Source organism: Ectopseudomonas composti (assembly GCF_900115475.1).
GTDB classification, from domain to species: domain Bacteria; phylum Pseudomonadota; class Gammaproteobacteria; order Pseudomonadales; family Pseudomonadaceae; genus Aquipseudomonas; species Aquipseudomonas composti.
The window spans coordinates 26576-45725 of sequence record NZ_FOWP01000021.1; the positions used below are offsets into that span (position 1 = coordinate 26576).

At 63.9% G+C, this 19150-nt stretch carries 17 protein-coding genes; 6 read left to right on the plus strand and 11 right to left on the minus strand.

All coding sequences use genetic code 11. The annotated features are described in order from the left end of the window. Nucleotides 1–238 precede the first annotated feature (238 nt). Nucleotides 239–1129, minus strand: a complete 891-nt coding sequence (locus BM059_RS24545) for a DMT family transporter (RefSeq protein WP_074941700.1) — start codon at nt 1127–1129, stop codon at nt 239–241. Between the two features lie 237 nt (nt 1130–1366). On the opposite strand from BM059_RS24545, the gene aceK reads away from it, so the two are divergent. After that, entirely contained in the window at nt 1367–3085 is a 1719-nt protein-coding gene (gene aceK, locus BM059_RS24550) for a bifunctional isocitrate dehydrogenase kinase/phosphatase (RefSeq protein WP_074941701.1), read from the plus strand. An 87-nt stretch (nt 3086–3172) separates the two neighbouring features. Next, nucleotides 3173–3304 (plus strand): PA1414 family protein, encoded by a 132-nt coding sequence (locus tag BM059_RS25780; protein WP_260619658.1) that lies wholly within the window; start codon nt 3173–3175, stop codon nt 3302–3304. 6 nt (nt 3305–3310) lie between these two features. Here BM059_RS25780 and BM059_RS24555 read toward each other — a convergent pair whose 3' ends face one another. The 10 genes from BM059_RS24555 to BM059_RS24600 all read right to left on the minus strand — a co-directional run bounded on the left by BM059_RS24555 (nt 3311) and on the right by BM059_RS24600 (nt 15051). Then, nucleotides 3311–4042 carry an MBL fold metallo-hydrolase gene (locus BM059_RS24555; RefSeq protein WP_074941702.1) on the minus strand — a complete coding sequence of 244 codons (732 nt, stop codon included), beginning with the start codon at nt 4040–4042 and terminating at the stop codon, nt 3311–3313. Nucleotides 4043–4162: 120 nt separating this feature from the next. Next, entirely contained in the window at nt 4163–5503 is a 1341-nt protein-coding gene (locus tag BM059_RS24560) for a purine-cytosine permease family protein (protein WP_074941703.1), read from the minus strand. A 171-nt stretch (nt 5504–5674) separates the two neighbouring features. Beyond that, nucleotides 5675–7276: a 5-guanidino-2-oxopentanoate decarboxylase gene (locus tag BM059_RS24565; RefSeq protein WP_074941704.1), complete on the minus strand. Its 1602-nt coding sequence runs from the start codon at nt 7274–7276 to the stop codon at nt 5675–5677. Nucleotides 7277–7372: 96 nt separating this feature from the next. Beyond that, on the minus strand, nt 7373–8755 hold the full coding sequence (locus BM059_RS24570) for a sodium:solute symporter family protein (protein ID WP_074941705.1): 1383 nt from the start codon (nt 8753–8755) through the stop codon (nt 7373–7375). Between the two features lie 90 nt (nt 8756–8845). Further along, entirely contained in the window at nt 8846–9805 is a 960-nt protein-coding gene (gene speB, locus BM059_RS24575) for an agmatinase (RefSeq protein WP_074941706.1), read from the minus strand. A gap of 146 nt (nt 9806–9951) precedes the next feature. Then, nucleotides 9952–10674, minus strand: coding sequence for a class II aldolase/adducin family protein (locus tag BM059_RS24580; protein WP_074941707.1), 723 nt, complete (start codon nt 10672–10674; stop codon nt 9952–9954). Continuing rightward, nucleotides 10671–12185, minus strand: coding sequence for an amino acid ABC transporter permease/ATP-binding protein (locus BM059_RS24585; protein WP_074941708.1), 1515 nt, complete (start codon nt 12183–12185; stop codon nt 10671–10673). Before BM059_RS24585 ends, BM059_RS24580 begins: the two co-directional genes overlap by 4 nt. Before the next feature lie 124 nt (nt 12186–12309). Next, complete coding sequence (locus tag BM059_RS24590) at nt 12310–13116, minus strand: ABC transporter substrate-binding protein (protein ID WP_074941709.1); 807 nt, start codon at nt 13114–13116, stop codon at nt 12310–12312. A 42-nt stretch (nt 13117–13158) separates the two neighbouring features. Next, nucleotides 13159–14199 carry an isopenicillin N synthase family dioxygenase gene (locus tag BM059_RS24595; RefSeq protein ID WP_074941710.1) on the minus strand — a complete coding sequence of 347 codons (1041 nt, stop codon included), beginning with the start codon at nt 14197–14199 and terminating at the stop codon, nt 13159–13161. Nucleotides 14200–14208: 9 nt separating this feature from the next. Further along, nucleotides 14209–15051 (minus strand): sugar phosphate isomerase/epimerase family protein, encoded by an 843-nt coding sequence (locus BM059_RS24600; RefSeq protein ID WP_074941711.1) that lies wholly within the window; start codon nt 15049–15051, stop codon nt 14209–14211. 421 nt (nt 15052–15472) lie between these two features. Here BM059_RS24600 and BM059_RS24605 point away from each other — a divergent pair, with 421 nt between their 5' ends. From BM059_RS24605 to BM059_RS24620, 4 genes are all read left to right on the plus strand, one after another. Continuing rightward, nucleotides 15473–16366: a LysR family transcriptional regulator gene (locus BM059_RS24605; RefSeq protein ID WP_037002450.1), complete on the plus strand. Its 894-nt coding sequence runs from the start codon at nt 15473–15475 to the stop codon at nt 16364–16366. Nucleotides 16367–16480: 114 nt separating this feature from the next. Further along, entirely contained in the window at nt 16481–18046 is a 1566-nt protein-coding gene (locus BM059_RS24610; protein ID WP_074941712.1) for a methyl-accepting chemotaxis protein, read from the plus strand. Nucleotides 18047–18131: 85 nt separating this feature from the next. Then, nucleotides 18132–18725: a tRNA-uridine aminocarboxypropyltransferase gene (locus tag BM059_RS24615; RefSeq protein WP_074941714.1), complete on the plus strand. Its 594-nt coding sequence runs from the start codon at nt 18132–18134 to the stop codon at nt 18723–18725. A 186-nt stretch (nt 18726–18911) separates the two neighbouring features. Beyond that, nucleotides 18912–19150, plus strand: a 239-nt coding sequence (locus tag BM059_RS24620) for a helix-turn-helix domain-containing protein (RefSeq protein WP_167364602.1), incomplete at its 3' end; no start/stop codon positions are given.

Here is a 19150-nt window from a genome sequence, read left to right on the forward strand (position 1 = left end):
CCGGGGCCGTTGCCGTAGGTGCGAATACATTGGCGAAACCTGCGGCGGTGGCCCGGTTTTTTATCGCGGATGAATCCGCTCCTACAGGGTGTGCGCCCAGGCGTGGGTGGATGTCGCTTTTCACATCCACTGCTTGGCCTGACCAGCAGTGATCAAAGCCGCCTTCGGGCGGCTTTTTCGTAGGGTGCGCCTTGCGCACCGGGTTGTTTCGCGGTGGCCTGGGTGTACGCAGCGCAGCCTACGTTCTGGTTACGCTCGGGCGCACGACCAGCCACAGCGCCAATGCGATCAACACGCAGCCGGGCAGGTAGTCCCAGCTCAGCGGCTCGCCCAGCAATAGGGCGCCCCACAACACGCCGAATGGCGGGATGAGGAAGGTGGTGGTGCTGGCCTTGATTGGCCCGATATCGGCCAGCAGGCGGAAATACAGGACATAGGCGAACGCCGTGCAGATCAGGCCAAGGCCAGCCAGCGACAGCCACACCTCGATACCACCCCAGCTTGGCGGCGATTGCAGCGCCAGGCTGCCGGCGAACAGCGGCAGCAGGAACAAGCTGGCGCCCACCAGGCTGGCAAAGGCGGTCAGGCGGTTGTCCAGGCCACCCTGTTGGCCGATCCAGCGGCGGGTGAGGAAGCCAGCGAAACCGTAGCAGGTGGTGGCCACCAGGCAGGCGCCGGCGCCGAGCAGCAGTTGCATGTCGAAGGCGACCGGGCCGGTGCGGGTCAGCACCGCCACCCCGAGCAGGCCGAGAAACACGCCCGCCGCTTTGCTCGGTGTGATGCCTTCATGGAAGAACAGCGCGCCGATCAACACACCCATCAATGGCGTGGTGGCGTTGAATATCGCCGAATAACCGGCCGGCAGGATCAACGCCGCCAGGCAGTACATGGCCGACGGCAGGCCGGCATTGATCACTCCCAGGCCCATGCAGATACGCAGCTTGCCGCGAAAGTCCCAGTCACAGCGCAGCAGCAGAAGCAGGGCGAGTAGCCCCAGTGCACCGAAGCTGGCGCGAAAGAACGCGGTCGGCATGCTGCCCAGCACCGGTGCGGCAACGCGCATGAACAGGAAGCTGGCACCCCAGATGGCGGCGAGCAGCAGCAGGCGGAGCAGGTCGGCGGTACGCAAGGCGAAGTATCCGGCAGGGTGGGGCCGAGAGTGTTGCCGCTGGATGGGGTTCTGGCAATCCGCATTGCGCTTTTGAATGTTCAGGCAGGGCCCAGCAGCGCGGCAAAAGAGGAGGGTGTGGGAGGGGCTTTAGCCGCGACGAGTCATTGCGGCGGCAATCTTTGCTGGTCCCCGATTGCATCCCGGCCAGGTTTGTCGGCTAATCTCGGCTGACTACTGCACGGACGAGGCGCATGTATGGGGCAACAATGGCCGGCTGGCGAAATCGCCCGCCTGATCCTCGAGGGGTTCGACGATTATCGCGAGCATTTTCGCCAGATCACCGATGGCGCGCGCGTGCGTTTCGAGCAGGCGCAATGGCAGGAGGCGCAGCAGGCCTCGGCGGCGCGCATCAACCTGTACGAGGAAAAGGTCGCAGAAACCAGCGAGCGCCTGCTGCAAGGTTTCGATGCTGCGTTGCTGGACGTGGGGCAGTGGCCGCTGGTCAAGAGCGCTTACATTGCCCTGATCGATCTGCGTTTCGACGATGAACTGGCGGAAACCTGGTTCAACTCGATCTTCTGTAGCCTGTTCAGCCACGATCAGATCAGCGACGGCTGCATGTTCATCCACACCACACGGCCGTCCCTGCGCAACCAGCCCAGCGCGGCGCAAACGCGCAGTTATCGGCCCGCCGGAGAGCTGCACCCGGCGCTGCAGGCGATCTTCGACGAGTACCGTTTCGACGCCCCCTACGAGAACCTGCCGCGCGACCTGCAGCGGCTGGAAGAACACCTGCGCGCCAGCCTGCCGGACTGGGTATGCAAGGACCCTGAGCTGTGCATCGAGCTGTTTTCTTCGGTGCTGTATCGCAACAAGGGCGCCTACCTGGTCGGGCGCATATACAACCGCGAGGAGCAATGGCCGCTGGCGATCCCGCTGCTGCACCGCGAGGGGCAGGGCATCCAGGCCGATGCGGCGATCACCGACGAGGCGGAGGTATCGATCATCTTCTCCTTCACCCGCAGCTATTTCATGGTAGACGTGGCCATCCCGGCCGAATTCATCGGCTTTCTCAAACGCATTCTGCCGGGCAAGCACATTGCCGAGCTGTACACCTCGATCGGCTTCTACAAGCACGGTAAATCCGAGTTCTACCGCGCGCTGATCGGCCATCTGGCCAGCACCGATGACCGCTTCATCATGGCGCCCGGCGTGCGCGGCATGGTCATGAGCGTGTTCACCCTGCCGGGCTTCAACACCGTGTTCAAGATCATCAAGGACCGTTTCGCCCACGCCAAAACGGTGGATCGCAAGACGGTGATCGAGAAGTACCGGCTGGTGAAGAGCGTCGACCGGGTGGGTCGTATGGCCGATACCCAGGAATTCGCCGATTTCCGTTTCCCCAAGGCCAAGTTCGAGCCCGAGTGCCTGGCCGAGCTGCTGGAAGTGGCGCCATCGACCGTGGTAGTGGAGGGCGACACCGTGTTGGTACGCCACTGCTGGACCGAACGGCGCATGACCCCACTCAACCTCTACCTGGAGAGTGCCAACGAGGCGCAGGTGCGCGAAGCGCTGGATGACTACGGCCTGGCCATCAAGCAGCTTGCCGCCGCCAATATCTTCCCTGGCGACATGCTGCTGAAGAACTTCGGCGTCACCCGCCATGGCCGCGTGGTGTTCTACGACTATGACGAGATTTGTTATCTCACCGAGGTGAATTTCCGCCGCATCCCGCCGCCGCGTTTCCCCGAGGACGAAATGAGCGCCGAGCCCTGGTACTCGGTGGCGCCCAATGACGTGTTCCCCGAGGAGTTCCCGCCGTTTTTGTTCGCCGATATCAAGCAGCGTCGGCTGTTCAGCCAGCTGCATGGCAACCTGTACGAAGCCGATTACTGGAAACAGTTGCAGGAGGCGATTCGCGCAGGCAAGGTGATCGACGTGTTCCCTTACCGGCGCAAGAGCCCGGTAATTTGACGGCGCCTGGTTGAAATCCGCTTTGTCCGGCCTAATCTGATAAATGAGCCGATGGCTCTTCCCTTTACTTGGCAGGAGGTCGTACCCATGCTCGCCAAGCTGCAAGAACAACTGCAAGCCCTGTTGCAGGCCTTTGGCCTTGTCCCGCAACCTCAGCCAATTCGTATCAGCGAAGCCGAGCAGCAACGCCTGCGCCGCGAAGCGCGCCAGCGTCGCTGAAACTCCTCAGGTCAGCCGATGGGCGTCGAACCAGGCGTCTATCAGCTCGCGCATCCGCTGTCCCGAGAAACTCGCGAAATGCCCGCCGTGCACGCTGCGTACGGGCAGCTCGCGCAGGCGCGCCAGGCTGCGCGCGTAATCTTCCAGATTCGAGTGGTAGGCATCTTCGATCAGCGGGCCGTCGTAGAGGATGTCGCCGGAAAACAGCGTTTGTGTACTCGCCTCCCATAGGCTGATGCCACCCGGTGAATGACCGGGCGTGTGCAGCACCTGCAAAACCCGATTGCCTAGATCCAGTACGTCACCATCCTCGATCAGGCGCGTGGCTGGCGCTGCGCGTACGCGGTATTCGGCGTAGCACAGCGGGCAATCCGGGTGCGCCTCGAACATGTCGTCGCCGACGAAGTCCGTAGCCAGCGTATTAGCGCCGTCCGGCGCGGCGAGAATCTCTGCCTCGGCCGGGTGCACCAGGCGCTCATCGAATTCGTGATGCCCGGCGATATGGTCGAAGTGGCAATGGCTGGCCACCGCCAGCAGCGGCTTTTCGGTCAGCCAGGGCAACTGCTCGCGGAGGCTGACCAGCCCGGAGCCGGAGTCGATCAACACATCCTGTTCACGGCCTTGCACATGCCACATGTTGCAGCGGTAGAAGGGGCGCACGTAGGGCTCGTGGATCAGGCAGATGCCGTCGTGGCGGTGTTCCACCTCGAACCAGCGGTCACGGCTGACGATTTTCATGGCCATCTCCTCAACGCCGCGCACGGCCCCGTAGGGTGCGCCGCGCGCACCGGCGCTCGACAGTCATCCAGTTGACTGGTGCGCATAGCGCACCCTACGGACTGCGAGACAGCCTTCACGCTACGCCAGCTGCGCCCGTGGCACCAGCACCCAGCGGCGCAACACGGCGTAGCTGGCGGCGGTGATCAGGAACACCGGCAGCGACGCGCCCCAGGCCAGCGGCGAGACCCAGCCCCAGTAGTAGGCCAGCACCGCGCCCAGGCCGTAAGCGACGAAGGCGGCCGGGTTGAAGCCGTTCAGGTAACGGTAGCGGCCACCGTCTTCACTGAGCAGTTCGTCCAACGCGTAGTTGCCCTTGTGGATCAGGAAGTAGTCGGCGATAAGCACGGCGAACGCGGGGATGAATACGCTGCCGATCACCAGTAGGAAACTCTGGAAATTGTCGAGGATGCCGGGGATCTGCGAGCCGAGAATCGACAGCACGCCGATGGCCAGGGCCGGCTTCCAGAACGGTGTTTTCGGGCTGATGTTGAGGTACGACAGCGACGCGCTGTAGATGCACATGACGTTGGTGGTCATCACCGAGAGGAACACCACGATGGCCGCCGGCAGGCCGAAACCGAAGCCGGCCAACAGCACCGCCGGATCGTAGGTCTGCTCCATGCCGGTCAACACCGAGAAGCCCGACACCGTGGCGCCCAGACCCATGGCCAGTAGAGTGGCAGCGACATAGCCGACCCAGGTGCCGACCGTTGCCACGCCCTGGCTGCGGCAGTTGCGGTTGTAGTCGGCGGCCAGTGGAATCCATGAAAAAGCAGTGGCGATGACGATATCGAAGGCGATACCCGGGGTGATTTCGTTGCGCGGTTCGGTCGGCATGGCCAGCAGGCTGGCGAACTCGAACTGCTGTCCCATCACGTAGAACACCGCACCGGCCAGCAGGAGCATGCCGATGGCGGCCCAGCGCTCGACCCGCTCGATGCCCAGGTGGCCGCGCAGGGCGATCAGCAACACCAGGGTTTCGCAGAGGATGGTGAACAGCGGCAGGTTGGAGTAACCGGTCAGGTGCTGCACCGCGTAGTTCAGGCTCATGCCGGCCAGCAGCGCCTGGATCCAACTCCAGGCCAGCAGTGTCAGCAGGTTGACCAGCGACGGCAGCTTGGCGCCGCGCGAGCCGTAGCTGCCGCGCGCCAGCACCATAGTGGTCAGGCCGCTGCGCTGGCCCATCAGACCGACCACTACCAGCGGCAGGATGCCAATGCCCGAACCGATCAGCACGATGAGCATGGCCTGGGTTAATTTCAGATCCGGCACCAGCAGCATGCCGGTAAGGATGGTGGTGACCACCACGTTGGCGCCCAGCCACAGGGCGATGGTGCCACCGAGACCGAGGCTGCGATGCGCCTTGTCGGTTGGGGCGAGGCCGTCCTGGCCGAAATGCTGGCTGAGATTCTTGAACATGGAACGACTCCCTGATGCTTGATTATTGGTATTGGTGGCGGCAGTCAGTGGTACGGCTGAATCTTGTGGTTATGGTCGTGCAATCTTTGGTCACGCGAAGGTCGCGGCTAAAGCCCCTCCCACAGGGATACCTGCTTTCCGTAGGAGCGGCTTCAGCCGCGATCAAGGTATTCAGGGATGAAAGGGCGCGGCCTCCTGCACTTCGATGATCAGAGGACGATCATGCGGCGCCCCGCGCAGCAGCTCGGCCAGGTGCACATGGTCCCGCGCACGCTCGGCGGCGCAACCGAAGCCACGGGCGATGGCCAACAGATCCGGGGTGTAGATGTCGACGGCAATCGGGGTGATATCGCGGCGCTGCATGTAGCGCTTGATCTCGCCGTAACCGCTGTTGTTCCACAGCAGCACGATGATGCCGACCTTGGCTTCGACCGCGCTGGCCAGCTCGGGCAGGGTGAACTGGATGCCGCCATCGCCCATCAGGCTGATCACCGGGCGCTGCGGTTCGGCCAGCTTGGCGCCGATGGCCGCCGGCAGGCCGTAGCCCAGTGTGCCGTAACCGGTGGAAGCGTTGAACCAGCGCCGCGCGCCATCCAGTTCCACCAGGTGATTGCCGCTGTACACGGTCTGCGTCGAGTCGCCGACGAAACGCGCATCGGGCAGGGCATCGAGGATGCAGTCGAACAACTGCCGGTAATGTGCCCAGCCGCTGAAGTCCTCGTGCAGACGGGCCTGCACCGCTGCGGTGCGTTTGGCGCCGGGGCTGCCAGGCTCGACCTCGCGCGGGTTGAACTCGGCCAGCAGCATACGCATGGCCACCCGTGCATCACCCTGGATTGCCAGGTGCGGGGTGAAGTTGCGCTGCAGTTGCTGGGCATCGATGTCGATGCGGATCAGCCGGCCGGGCAGACGGAAGTCGCCGTCGAACACCACGTCGTAGTCGGTCTCGCCCAGCTCGGTGCCGATGGCCAGCACCACGTCGGCCTCCAGCGCCAGGTCGCGCACCGGTCGCAGCGATTGGTTGCTGCCCAGCAGCAGCGGATGGCCTGGCGGTAGCAGGCCCTTGGCGTTGATGGTCAGGGCGGTCGGTACATCCAGCGCTGCAGCCAGGGCACGTGCCTCGGCCTCGGCGGCGACGCAGCCGCCACCGAGCAGCAGCAACGGGCGTTCGGCCTGCTTGAGCAGCCCGGCGGCCTCGCGGATCAGCGTGCGGTTCGGTGCCGGGCGGCGTACTGTCGGCCGTGGCGCCGGGGTCATGTGCGTGGCGTCGGCGGTGATGATGTCCAGCGGCAGTTCGATATGCACCGGGCGTGGCCGCTCACCTTCGAACACGGCGAAGGCGCGGGCCAGTACGCCGGGCAGTTCCTCGACGCTCATCAGGGTGTGACTGAAGGCAGTGACGCCTGCCGTCAGTGCCCGCTGGTTGGGCAGCTCGTGCAGGTAGCCCTTGCCCAGGCCTAGACGTGCTCGCTCGTTGACGCTGGAGATCACCAGCATCGGGATCGAGTCGGCGTAGGCCTGGCCCATGGCGGTGAGGATGTTGGTCATCCCCGGCCCGGTGATGATGAAGCACACGCCGGGCTTGCCGCTCACTCGCGCGTAGCCGTCGGCCATGAAGCCGGCGCCCTGTTCGTGGCGCGGTGTTATGTGGCGGATGCCGCTGCTCGGCAGGCCGCGATACAGCTCGACGGTGTGCACGCCGGGGATGCCGAATACGGTGTCGACGCCCCAGGCTTCGAGTTGCTTGACGAGAAATTCGCCGCAGGTGGTCATGGGCTGCTTCCTTCCGCATGGGACAGATAAAAGGGCGAAGGTGAGTGCATCACCTCCGCCGAATCCCGCCCAAGGGCGGGCATGGCATGAAGCGTTTCAGAGCGCATGGCTGACTGCAGCGCTACGAGGCGACAGCAGGCTGGCGACGAAGAAGGTCACGGTGCCGACGGCCAGGCTGTAGTAGATCGGCGTATTGGCATCCAGGCCGTCGAGGAACATGAACAGCGCGGCGGTCAGGCTGCCGCACAGCATGCTGAGGATGGCGGCGAAGGTGCTTGCGCGCTTGAAGTAGATCGCGCCCAGCAGGGGCACCAGCATGCCGCCGACCAGCAGGTTGTAGGCCAGGGTCAGGGCGCTGATCACGTCACTGACGACCAGGGCGATGGCCAATACGACGACGCCGAGCAGCAGGGTAAACACGCGGTTCTTGTGCACGTCGCCGTCCTCGTCCCGGCCGCCGAACAGCGGCCACAGATCCTGCGCGGCGGTAGTCGAAGCCGCCAGCAGGCCGGCGCTGGCTGTGGACATCAGGGCGGCCAGGGCGGCGGCAATGACCAGTCCACGGACGCCGTCCGGCAGGCTGTGCTGGACGATGCTGGCGAAGGCGTTGTTGACGTTGTCCAGCTCCGGGAGCAGCACCTTGGCGGCCATGCCGATCAGCGCGGCGGCCAGGCCATAAAGCACGCAGTACAGGCCTGCGGTGGTGCCTGCGATGCGAGCGATGCGCTCGCTACGTGCGGTGAACACGCGTTGCCAGATGTCCTGGCCGATGAAGATGCCGAGGAAGTAGATCAGGAAGTAGGTGACGATGGTGTCCCAGCCGATGCTGGTGAAGGAGAGGTAGCTGGCTGGCAGGGTGGCGACCAGGGCATCCCAGCCGCCGGCATCGCTGATCGACAGCGGCATGAGGATGAACACCAGGCCGACGGTCATGATCAGGAACTGGACGATATCGGTGAGCGTCAGCGACCACATGCCGCCGATGGTGGAGTAGGCGACCACGATGCCGCCGCCGACCAGGATGGCGACCCAGAACGGCATGCCGAACAGCACTTGCATCACGGTGCCGATGGCGATGGTCGAGGTGGCCGCGATCATCAGCGCGTAGACCAGCATGATGACGGCGCTGGCGTGGCGTGCGGTCGGGTTGTAGCGGCGCTCCAGCACCTGGGTGACGGTGTAGATCTTCAGTTTCAGCAGTGGTTTGGCCAGCAGCAGGCTGATGCCGACGATGCCCAGGCCCAGCGCGGCGCACAGCCAGAAGCCGGAAATACCGTGCACATAGCCAAGGCGTACCGTGCCGATGGTGGAGGCGCCGCCGAGCACGGTGGCGGCCATGGTGCCGAGGTAGAAGCCGGGGCCGAGGTTACGGCCGGCGACCAGATAATCTTCACGGGTTTTGGCGCGGCGCATGCCGTACCAGCCGAGCGCGAGCATGGCAGCGACGTAGAGCAGAACGACGAATAGATCTAAGGCCATGTTGGCTCTCCAGTTCTTGTAGTTGTTGTGGCCTGAGCAGCAAGGATCTACCCGGCGCTCAGGCGAGGCGCCGGGTCGGGGGGAGGCGCCTTAGCGGCGCTGAACCCCGGGCAGGACGCAGAGCATTTCGTAGAGCAGGTTGGCGCCGAGCAACGAGGTGTTGCCGGTGGTGTCGTAGGGCGGCGAGACCTCGACCAGGTCGCCACCGATCAGGTCCAGGCCCTGGCAGCCACGAATGATCTCGATGGCCTGGATGGTGGTCAGGCCGCCGATTTCCGGGGTGCCGGTGCCGGGCGCCCAAGCTGGGTCGATGCCGTCGATGTCGAAGGACAGGTAAACCGGGCCGTCGCCGACCTGCTCGCGCACCTGAGCCATCAGTGGTGCCAGCGACTGGTGCCAGCACTCTTCGGCCTGGACCACGCGAAAGCCCTGCTTGCGGCTCCAGTTGAAGTCCTCGGCGGTGTAGCCCTGGGCACGCAGGCCGATCTGCACCACGCGCTCGCTGTCCAGCAAGCCTTCTTCCTGTGCGCGGCGGAAGGTGGTGCCGTGGGCGATCTTCTCGCCGAACATGTGATCGTTCACATCAGCATGGGCATCGATGTGCACCAGTCCGATCTTGCCGTGTTTCTTGTGCAGCGCACGCAGGATCGGCAGGGTAATGGTGTGGTCGCCGCCCAGGGTCAGCGGCTTGATGCCGAGTTCGGCGATCTCGTCGTAGGCCTCTTCGATGATGCGCACGGCGTCGAGCAGGTTGAAGGTGTTGATCGCCACGTCGCCGATGTCGGCCACGTTTAGCGAATCGAACGGCGCGGCACCTGTGGCCATGTTGTACGGGCGGATCATCACCGACTGGGCACGGATTTCGCGTGGGCCGAAGCGGGTGCCGGAGCGCAGCGAGGTGCCGATGTCCAGCGGTACGCCGACGAAGGCGACGTCGAGCTGGCGTTTTTCCTCGGGGCTCTGGATGTGCGGCAGGCGCATCATGGTGGCGATGCCGCCGAAGCGGGGCATTTCATTGCCGCCCAGGGGCTGGTGGAAGGTCTTGTCCATGGGTAGGCCTCAGGCTCGTTCTGGTTGTGGCCGGAGTCTTGACCGGCCAGGCGCTGGGAAAAATCGGCTGGGGCAAAAACTTACTTCAGGATTGTTTGAAGTAAGGCTGTAAGCCCCGGTTCATGAGGGTTTGCGGGGTGAGCTCATCAGTCGCGGTAGCTGGGATCGAGGCGATCGAGCTTGCGCAGCCAGGCCTTCCAGATCAGCTGGCGCTGCCATTCCGCGCCCTGTAGTTGCTCGCAGGCGTGTTGCGCCAGGTGCTCGGGAATCTCGCTGCAGGGTTGGCCACCGCCGGTGGCGGCGAGCTGAATCTCGCAGGCGCGGTTCAGGTAATGCATGACGTAGAAGGCATCGGCGACGCTGGCGCCGACGCTGAGCAGGCCGTGGTGGCGCAGCAGCAGGGCGATGTTGTCGCCCAGCGAAGCCTGGATGCGCGCGCGTTCGTCCAGATCCAGCGCCACGCCTTCATAGTGGTGGTAGCCCAGGCGCCCGTGGAATTCGGTGCTGATCTGGTTGAGCTGCAGCAGGCCGTTGTCCTGCGCCGCCACCGCCATGCCTGCCAGGGTATGGGTGTGGATCACGCAGTGGGCGTTGTCGCGGGTCATGTGCACGGCGCTGTGGATGGTGAATCCGGCGACGTTGTAGTCGGCGTTGCCCTCGACCACCTTGCCGTGCATGTCCACCACGATCAGGTCGCTGGCGCGAATCTCCTCGAAGAACAGGCCGAACGGATTGATCAGAAAGCGCGGCTCGCCAGCGCCCGGCAGGCGTACGGAAAAATGCGTGTAGAGGGTGTCGTCCCAGCCGAACAGGGCAGCCAGGCGGTAGGCTGCGGCCAGGTCGCGACGCAGGGTGGCGATGTCGTTCATGCGTTCTCCAGGCCGATGAAGCGGCGTACGCGTTGGTGGTTGCCGGTGCGGATAGCCTCGGGCGAGGCGTCGAGCTGGACATGGCCGTTTTCCATGAACAGCACGCGGTCGGAAATCGACAGGGCGAAGTCCATCTCGTGGGTGACGATCAGCATGGTCATGCCTTCGCGGGCCAGGTCACGGATCACCGCCAGCACGTCACCGACCAGCTCCGGGTCGAGGGCCGAGGTGGGCTCATCGAACAGCATGATGTCCGGCTTCATCGCCAGGGCGCGGGCGATGGCTACACGCTGCTGCTGGCCGCCGGACAGCTGGTGCGGGTACTTGTCTGCATGGGCCAGCAGGCCGACCTTGTCCAGCAGCGCCAGGGCCTGGCGACGCAGTTCGGCAGCATCACCCAGGCCGTGGTAGCGCGGTGCGAGTAGCACGTTGTCGACGATGGTGCGGTGCGGGAACAGGTTGAAACTCTGGAACACCATGCCGATGCGCCGCACGCCTTCGCGCTGGCGGCGGTTCTCGGGGCGGTCGCCGGCCTGGATGAAATTCTCGCCGAACAGCACGATCTCGCCTTGATCGATGCTCTCCAGGCCATTGACGGTGCGGATCAGCGAGGTCTTGCCGGAGCCGGACGGGCCTATGATGGAAATCACCTCGCCAGGTTGCACGCTGAGGTCGATGCCCTTGAGCACATGGTGGTCGCCGTAGTGCTTGTGGATGTTGCTCAGGTATAGCGCCGCCGGTGCGCCGGGCTGACGAGCCTGAGTATTGCCGGCTGTCACCTGCGGCAGGCTGCTGCGCAGCTCGGCCATCTGCGCGTCGCTCAGGGTGCCCGGCTTACGCCGGCCAAGGTCGAGATGGCGCTCCAAGTACTGCAGGCCCCAGCCGAACAGGCTGACGATCAGCACGTAGTACACCGCCACGGCACCAAGGGTTTCCAGCACCAGAAAGTTCTGCGCGTAGAGGCGTTGGCCGACCAGCAGCAGCTCGCTGAGGGAGATCACCGAGACCAGCGAGGTCAGCTTGACGATGGTGACGTACTCGTTGGTCAGGGTCGGCAGTGCGATACGAAAGGCTTGCGGCACCACGATCAGCTGCTGTGCGCCGAGCCGGCCAATACCCAAGGCGCGGGCGGCCTCGCGCTGCCCCTTGGCTACGGAAAGCAGGCCGCCGCGGTGAATCTCCGCCATGTACGCCGCTTCGGTCAGCACCAGGGCGAACAGGCCGGCATAGAAGGGGTTCGACAGCACTTTGCCGCTGGCCGGGATGAGCTGCGGCAGGTTGTAGACGAAGATCAGCAGTACCAGCAGCGGCACGCTGCGAAAGAACCACACGTAGATCGCGGCTGGCGCGCTGAGCCAGCGGCTGCTGGCCTGCTTGGCGCTGGCCAGACCGAAGCCCAGCACCAGGCCGAGCAGCCAGGCCAGGCTGCTGAGTTTGACCACCGTCCAGCACGCGGCCCAGAAGGCCGGCATGGAAAACAGGGAGAAGAAATAGCTCCATTCGAACGGCATATGGGGCACCTGCGACTCAAGCCGAAAAAAGGCCGCTGGCCTGAGCGAGCACCGGCCAGCGGGGTGAAGCGGTCATGCCATGCAGCGCCCGTGGGTGAGCTATAGGCTCATCCACGGGTTGGTTTCAGGCTTCTTCCAGGTTGTATTTCTTCAGCAGCTCGCTGTACTCGCCGCTGGCCTTGAACTCGTCCAGCGCGGCTTTCAGGGCGTCGAGCAACTGCTTGTTGCCCTTCTTCACGTAGATGCCCAATACCTGCGGGTAGATCGAACCCTTGGAGCTGATGGCGATGCGGCCCCGGGATTTTTCGACGATCAGCAGCGAGGCAGCGTCTATCTCCAGGTGCGCCTGGATATGGCCGGAGAGCAGCGCCTGGGAGGTTTCCGAGGTGGTTGGGTACTGGTTGATGGTGATGGCGCCGGCACCCTGTTCCTTGCAGTAGCCGTCGGAAACCTTCTGCAGTGCCGGAATCCACGAGGTGCCCTGTTGCAGGCCGACGGTCAGGCCGCACAGCTCTTCGGGGGTGGCCGGTTTCTTCTCGGCGTTGCTGCGCACCATGATCGCTGCGCCGGTCTTGGCGTAGGGAATGGCGTCGGCTTTCTCCAGGCGCTCGGGGAGGATGTACATGCCGGAGATGATGGTGTCGAAACGGCCGGCTTCGAGGCCGAGTATCAGGTTGGGGAAGGTGATGTCGCTGAAGCTCGCCTCCAGGCCCAGACGCTTGGCCAGGGCGGCCGACACTTCCGGGTCGAAGCCTTTCACCTGGTCGCCTTCGTAGTATTCAAACGGTGGGTAGGTGATTTCCATGCCCACCTTCAGCTCGCCGCTGGCAAGGGTTTTGGGCGTTTCGGCGGCGTGGGCGGTGGCGAACAGGCCGGCGAGGGTGCAGGCCAGAGCCAGGGCGGTGGTGCGCAGCGGTTTACGGGTTGTCATTGTTTATCTCCGGATCAGGGCGTGTGTTGGCAGCGGGGAAAGTCACAGGGCGCTCTGCTGGTGCTTCAGGTGGCCGAAGCTGGACGGTGCGCGGGCGCGTTCGGGCAACTGCAACTGGCCGTCCTCGACGCGCTTCTTCAGGTATTGGTAGGTTTGCAGCGCCTGGCTCCACATGTGCTCGCCGATGCTGATGGCTGCGTAGCTCTGGCCAGCGGCCTCGAACTGCGGCAGCGGGCGGATCTGTGTGTGGTAGTCGCAGGCATAGAAGAACGGGAAGGAGTAGCGCTCCTGGCTGACCTTGCGCACGCGGTGCGAGGTGGCGACGAAGGTGCCGGCGCTCATCACCTCGAGCATGTCGCCGATATTGACGACGAAGGTGCCCGCACGCGGCGGCGCGTCGATCCACTGGCCGAGGTCGTTCATCACCTCCAGTCCGGGGCGGTCGGCGAGCAGGATGGTGAAGCACTCGTAATCGGTGTGGGCGCCGATGCCGGGGGCGTCCTGGGCGTCGCCATCGAAGGGGTAGTGGATCAGGCGCAGCTTCGAGGGCGGGAAGTTGGCCATCTCGTCGAAGGTGTTTTCCGGCACGCCGAGAGCCAGGGCGAAGCCACGGAACAGCGTGCGGCCAAGCTGGAAGATGCGCGCGTAGTAGGCCTGCACCGCTTCCTTGAAATTGGGCAGAGTAGGCCAGTCGTTGGGCCCCAGCAGCGGCGTGCCGGCCAGCACCAGCGGGTTGTCGGCGGGGACTTCGAAGCCGATGTCGAAGGCTTCCTTGTGGTCCGGCTTGCCGGTGCCGTAACGCTCCTCACCTTCGGGTACGAAGCCCTTGTGGGTGGCTGATGCGCCGATGTAGTGGCGCATCTTGGCGTCCAGTGGCTGGGCGAAGTAGTCCTCGGCGGCACGGTGCAGGCCGTCGATCAGCGCCTGCTCGATGCCATGACCGCGGATGTACAGAAAGCCGACCTCACGCGCGGCGCGGCCCAGTTCATCGGCTACGGCCAGGCGCGCGGCCGGGTCGCTGCTGAACAGGCCGGCGATATCGACCACGGGGATTTCGGTGAAATGCTTGGCGTTGCTGTTCATCACGGCTCCTCAGCGACTGGTAAAACGGTGAAAGTGCTGGCGCTCGCAGCGCGCCATCCACTGGTTGAGCTGCCACAGGTCAGCCACCGGCACGTCGGTGAAGGGCAGGTGGTGCAGATAGCCGTCGGGGCCGAATTCGGGGGTCAGGGTGGTGGTCTGCAGGCCGCGTTTTTCCTGGCTGCTCCAGATGCTTTCCCAATGCCGCTGATGGAAGGCCAGCACCTCGGTATATTCCGGTGCGCCGGGGTGCGGCACCTGCGGACCCTGGTCGTAGCCGACGCGGGCCTGGATGTGGTCCACCCGCTCGATGAACGCGGAAAGGTCGTCGGCGGGGTCGTCGAGCAGGCGTTCGCAGGTCACCAGCCAGTGGCTGATATCGCTGGTGAAGCGCAGTTCGGGTACCTGGCGGAGCACGTCGAGGGTGATCCAGGGGCTGTACAGCGAGCGGCCACGGTGAATCTCGAAGCACACCTTCAGGCCGCAGGCGGCGGCCAGCTCGGCAGCACGGGCGAAGAAGTCGACCTGCTCGCTCAGCGCCCAGCGGTCATTGCCGGGCAACACGTTGACCAGGCGTGGGCCGAGCTCGGCGGCCCAGTCGAGCTTGATGCGCAGGTCTTCCAGATGCACCTGGGGACTGTCGCTCTGACGCGGCAGCACCGGCGTGGAGGTGAACAGGGTGGCGATGTAGGGGACGTTGTGCTCGCGCAGCAGGCGGGCATTGATGGCGCGTTGCGCAGCGGTCTCGGGGATGCGCGCTTCGAGTCCGTCGAAGCCGGCACCGAGCGCTTCGTCGAGCGCTTGCTGCCAACTGCCGCGATAACCCCAGAGGGTGCGGAATATTTCCAGTCGCATGGCCGTCTCCTGGAGAGGGCGAAGGTCAGCGGCAGATTGGCAAAGGGGCGTGGTGTATCGCCCAGTGGCGTCCGGTTCGAGCCGGCGCCTGGTTATGGCTGCATTGTTGGCTCAGCACGCGAACGGATTAAATTGCGTTGAGCAAATACTTAGTTCAGTGATTACTGAACTATCGATGTTCCGTGCGTTGTCCGGGATTTCATCCGAGTTACCAAGCTAACGCCGTTCCGTAGGGGGCGCCGTGCGCACCAACTGTTCTGCCGGTCGATGCATGTAATTGGGCAGCGTGTAGGAGCGGCTTCAGCCGCGAAAATCGCGGATAAATCCGCTCCTACACAAGCTCGAGCGCGGCATTGCCGTAGATGCCGACGGCGCTTGTAAGGCGCTACACTGCCGCACTGTTAATCCGCCGTGCGTCCTCATGTCCTTTGCCTTGCCCGATCTGAAACTGCTGAAGATCTTCGTCGCCGTGGTGCGCCACCAGGGGTTCGCTGCTGCCCAGCAGGAACTGAACCTGTCCACCTCGGCCATCAGCACCTACATGAGTCAACTGGAAAGCCAGCTCGGCATCGTGCTCTGCCATCGCGGCCGTGGCGGCTTCAGCCTGACTAGCAAGGGTGAGCTGTTCCATCAGGAAACCCTGCGCCTGCTCGGTGAGCTGGAAGGCTTCGAACGCTACTCGGCGGCGCTCAAGGGCGAGTTGCGCGGCACCCTCAACCTCGGCGTGCTGGATTCCACCGTCAGCGACCCGGCCTTGCCGCTGGCCGAAGTGATTGGCGCCTACAGCCAGGAGCACCCGGGTGTGCACTTGCACCTGTCGGTGATGAGTCCTTACGAGCTGCAACTGGCGGTCCTGGACAACCGCCTTGACCTGGCCATTGGCGCCTTTTCCACGCGCATGAATGGGCTGGTCTACCAGCCGCTTTATCGCGAACAGCACTGGCTGTATTGCAGCGAGCGACACGCGCTGTTCGGGCAGCGGCGAATCCCCGAGGAGCTGATCACCCAGCAGCGTATGGTCGGTCGCGGTTACTGGAGTCAGGCCGAGCTCGCCCGGCATGGTTTCAAGCACAGTGCGGCCACCGTGGAGTCGATGGAAGCGCAGCTGATTCTGGTGCTTTCCGGTGCCTATATCGGCTATCTACCCGAGCATTACGCTCAGCCCTGGGTGGATCAGGGTAAGCTGCGCGTGCTGTTGCCAGCCACCTTCGGTTATCAGGCACCGTTCTCGCTGATCCTGCGCCGAGGACGTACCCGCGAACCCCTGATTCAAACCTTTCGCGATTTGCTCAAGACCCAACTGAATCAGATCTGAAACACTTTCGCCTTTATCCTCCGAAAGGCGTAGAGGCGGCTGGTGGCGTGGTTTTAAGGCTGTGCTAGTACTTAATACGTATGTACCAACCTCCATTCGAACAGGGACGCCTCGATGCGCCAGAACCTGCCCGTGACTCAGCGGGAAAGAACCTTCCCGGCTGATGAACGCCTGATCTCTACCACTGACCTCAACAGCAAGATCACCTACTGCAACGATGCCTTCGTCGAGATCAGCGGCTTCACTCGTGAAGAGCTGGTCGGCCAACCGCACAATCTCGTACGTCACCCGGACATGCCGCCCGCGGTGTTCGGGCATATGTGGGACACCATCAAGCAGGGCAAACCCTGGATGGGTATCGTCAAGAATCGCTCGAAGAACGGCGATTTCTACTGGGTCAGCGCCTACGTCACCCCCATCTACGAGAACGGCCGAATCTCTGGCTACGAATCGGTACGCTCGCTGCCGAGCGAGGCGCAAAAGCGACGGGCCGAAGCGCTTTATGCCAGGTTGCGTGCTGGCAAGTCACCGGTGCCGAGGTTGGAATACTGGACCTATGACCTGGTGCGCTCCTGGCCGTTGATTGCAGCGTCATTGCTGATCGTCGCAGCACATTGGCTGCTGTCGGGTTGGCCGTTGATGGTGTTCATTCTGTTGACACTGTTCGCCTTGGGTTCCTACCAGCTGTATCGCACCCGTCAGCTGATCCGGCAGACACTGGCCGATCACCCGAAAGCCTTCACCAGCGGCCTGGTGGCGCTGACCTACAGCGACAATCGCGGCGCCCAGGCCTTGCTGGACATGGCGATGATCAGCGAAGAGGCGCGCCTGCAGACGGCGTTGACGCGGCTTGAAGACGCGGGCGAGAACGTCAAGAAGCGTGCGACGCAATCAGCCGAGCTGTCGCAATCCAGCGCACAGATGCTCGATCAACAGCGCGCCGAGACCGATCAATCGGCGACGGCGATCAATGAGATGGCTGCGACCATCCAGGAAGTCGCGCATAACGTGCAGAACACTTCGCATGCTGCGGAGGAGGCGGATCGCCTGGCCCGTGAGGGACGTGACCTGGCCGTGGGTAGCCTGGATTCGATGCGACAGATGGCCAAGGCGGTGAACGACATCGGCCAGGCGGTCAACGAACTGGCTAACTCCACGCAGTCGATCGGCAGCGTCGCCGATGTGATCACCTCGATTGCCGAGCAGACCAACCTGCTGGCGCTCAACGCCGCCATCGAAGCGGCCAGGGCAGGGGAGCAAGGGCGCGGTTTCGCCGTGGTCGCCGATGAAGTGCGTTCGCTGGCGTCGCGTACCCGCCAATCCACCGAGCAGATCCACCAGATCATCGCCGACCTGCGTGCAGGCGCCGAGCGTGCCGTGGTGACGGCGGGCAAGGGCGAGGAAATTTCCCGTGGCAGCGTGCAGAGCGTGGAGTCGGTGCGCGATGCGCTGGAGGGTATCAGCTCGGCGGTGACGCGTATTACCGGCATGAGCCAGCAAATGGCGGCTGCCTCCGAAGAACAGAGTCATGTGGCCGAGGACATCAGCCGGCAGATCACCCGTATCGCTCAGCTCTCCGATCACAGTGCCGGCCAGGCGCATCAAGGCGCGGCCATCAGCCGCGAGCTGGAAGAAATGGCTGACTACCTGCACAGCCTGGCAGAACGCTTCAACCGTTGATCGGTGTGCAACCGGGGCAGGTTGAACACGGCCCCGATTGCAGCTGCTCTACGCGGTCGCTCGACGTTCTGGCACACTGCGCGGCATGCCTCGTCCGACCTGTTCCCGCTGTCAGCGCCCCCTCAGCCATTGCCTGTGCCCGCTGATTCCCGATCTCGATAGCCGCACTCGGTTGCTGATCCTGCAGCATCCGAGCGAGGTCGGTCATGCCCTCAATACCGCCCGCCTGGCCGTGCTCGGACTGCGTAACGCCGAATTGCGGGTGGGTGAGGTGTTCGATGACTTGCCGCAGTTGCTGGCGCAGCCTGGGTATCGAGCGTGCCTGCTGTTTCCCGATGATGAGGCCGTCGCCTTGAGCGCCTATGCGCCTGACGAGAAACCCTTGTTGTTGGTGGTGCCCGACGGTACCTGGCGCAAGGCGCGCAAGCTGTTGCACCTCAACCCGTCGCTGGCGGCGTTGCCGCGTGTGAGCCTGGGGGCCGTGGCACCGTCGCGCTACCGCCTGCGCAAGGCACCGGAAGAAGGGGCGTTGTCGACCATCGAGGCAATCGTCACGGCGCTGGATATGCTCGAGGCACCACAGGGTTTCGAGGCGTTGCTCAGGCCGTTCGATGCCTTGATCGAGGGGCAGATCGCAGCGATGGGAGAAGAGGTCTTCATCCGCAATCACCGGCGCTAACGAGGTGCGTACGGCGCACCCTACGCGGATAGCCCAGACCGGTAAGGGCAAAGGTATGTAGGGTGCGCCGCGTGTTCAGCCGGGGGACATAGGTAACGGGTGTCGGGAGACATAGGTAACGCATTTAGGCTTACGGGGTTCATCGAATCGGGAGATCGAGTGATGCCGTGGCCGGAGCGCAGCACTATGTCGATAAGGCGTGAATTTGTTCTGTTGGCGGGGCAACCCGAAAGCAATGTGCGGGAGCTTTGTCGCCGGTATGGCGTCAGTCCCAGGACTGGTTACAAGTGGTTGGATCGGTACCGTGAGCAAGGTGATACGGGCCTGCAGGATCGATCTCGGCGGCCTTTGAGCAGCCCAGGGCGCAGCGATCCGGAGTTGGAGCAAGCGGTGGTGCAATTGCACCACCGCTACCCCTACTGGGG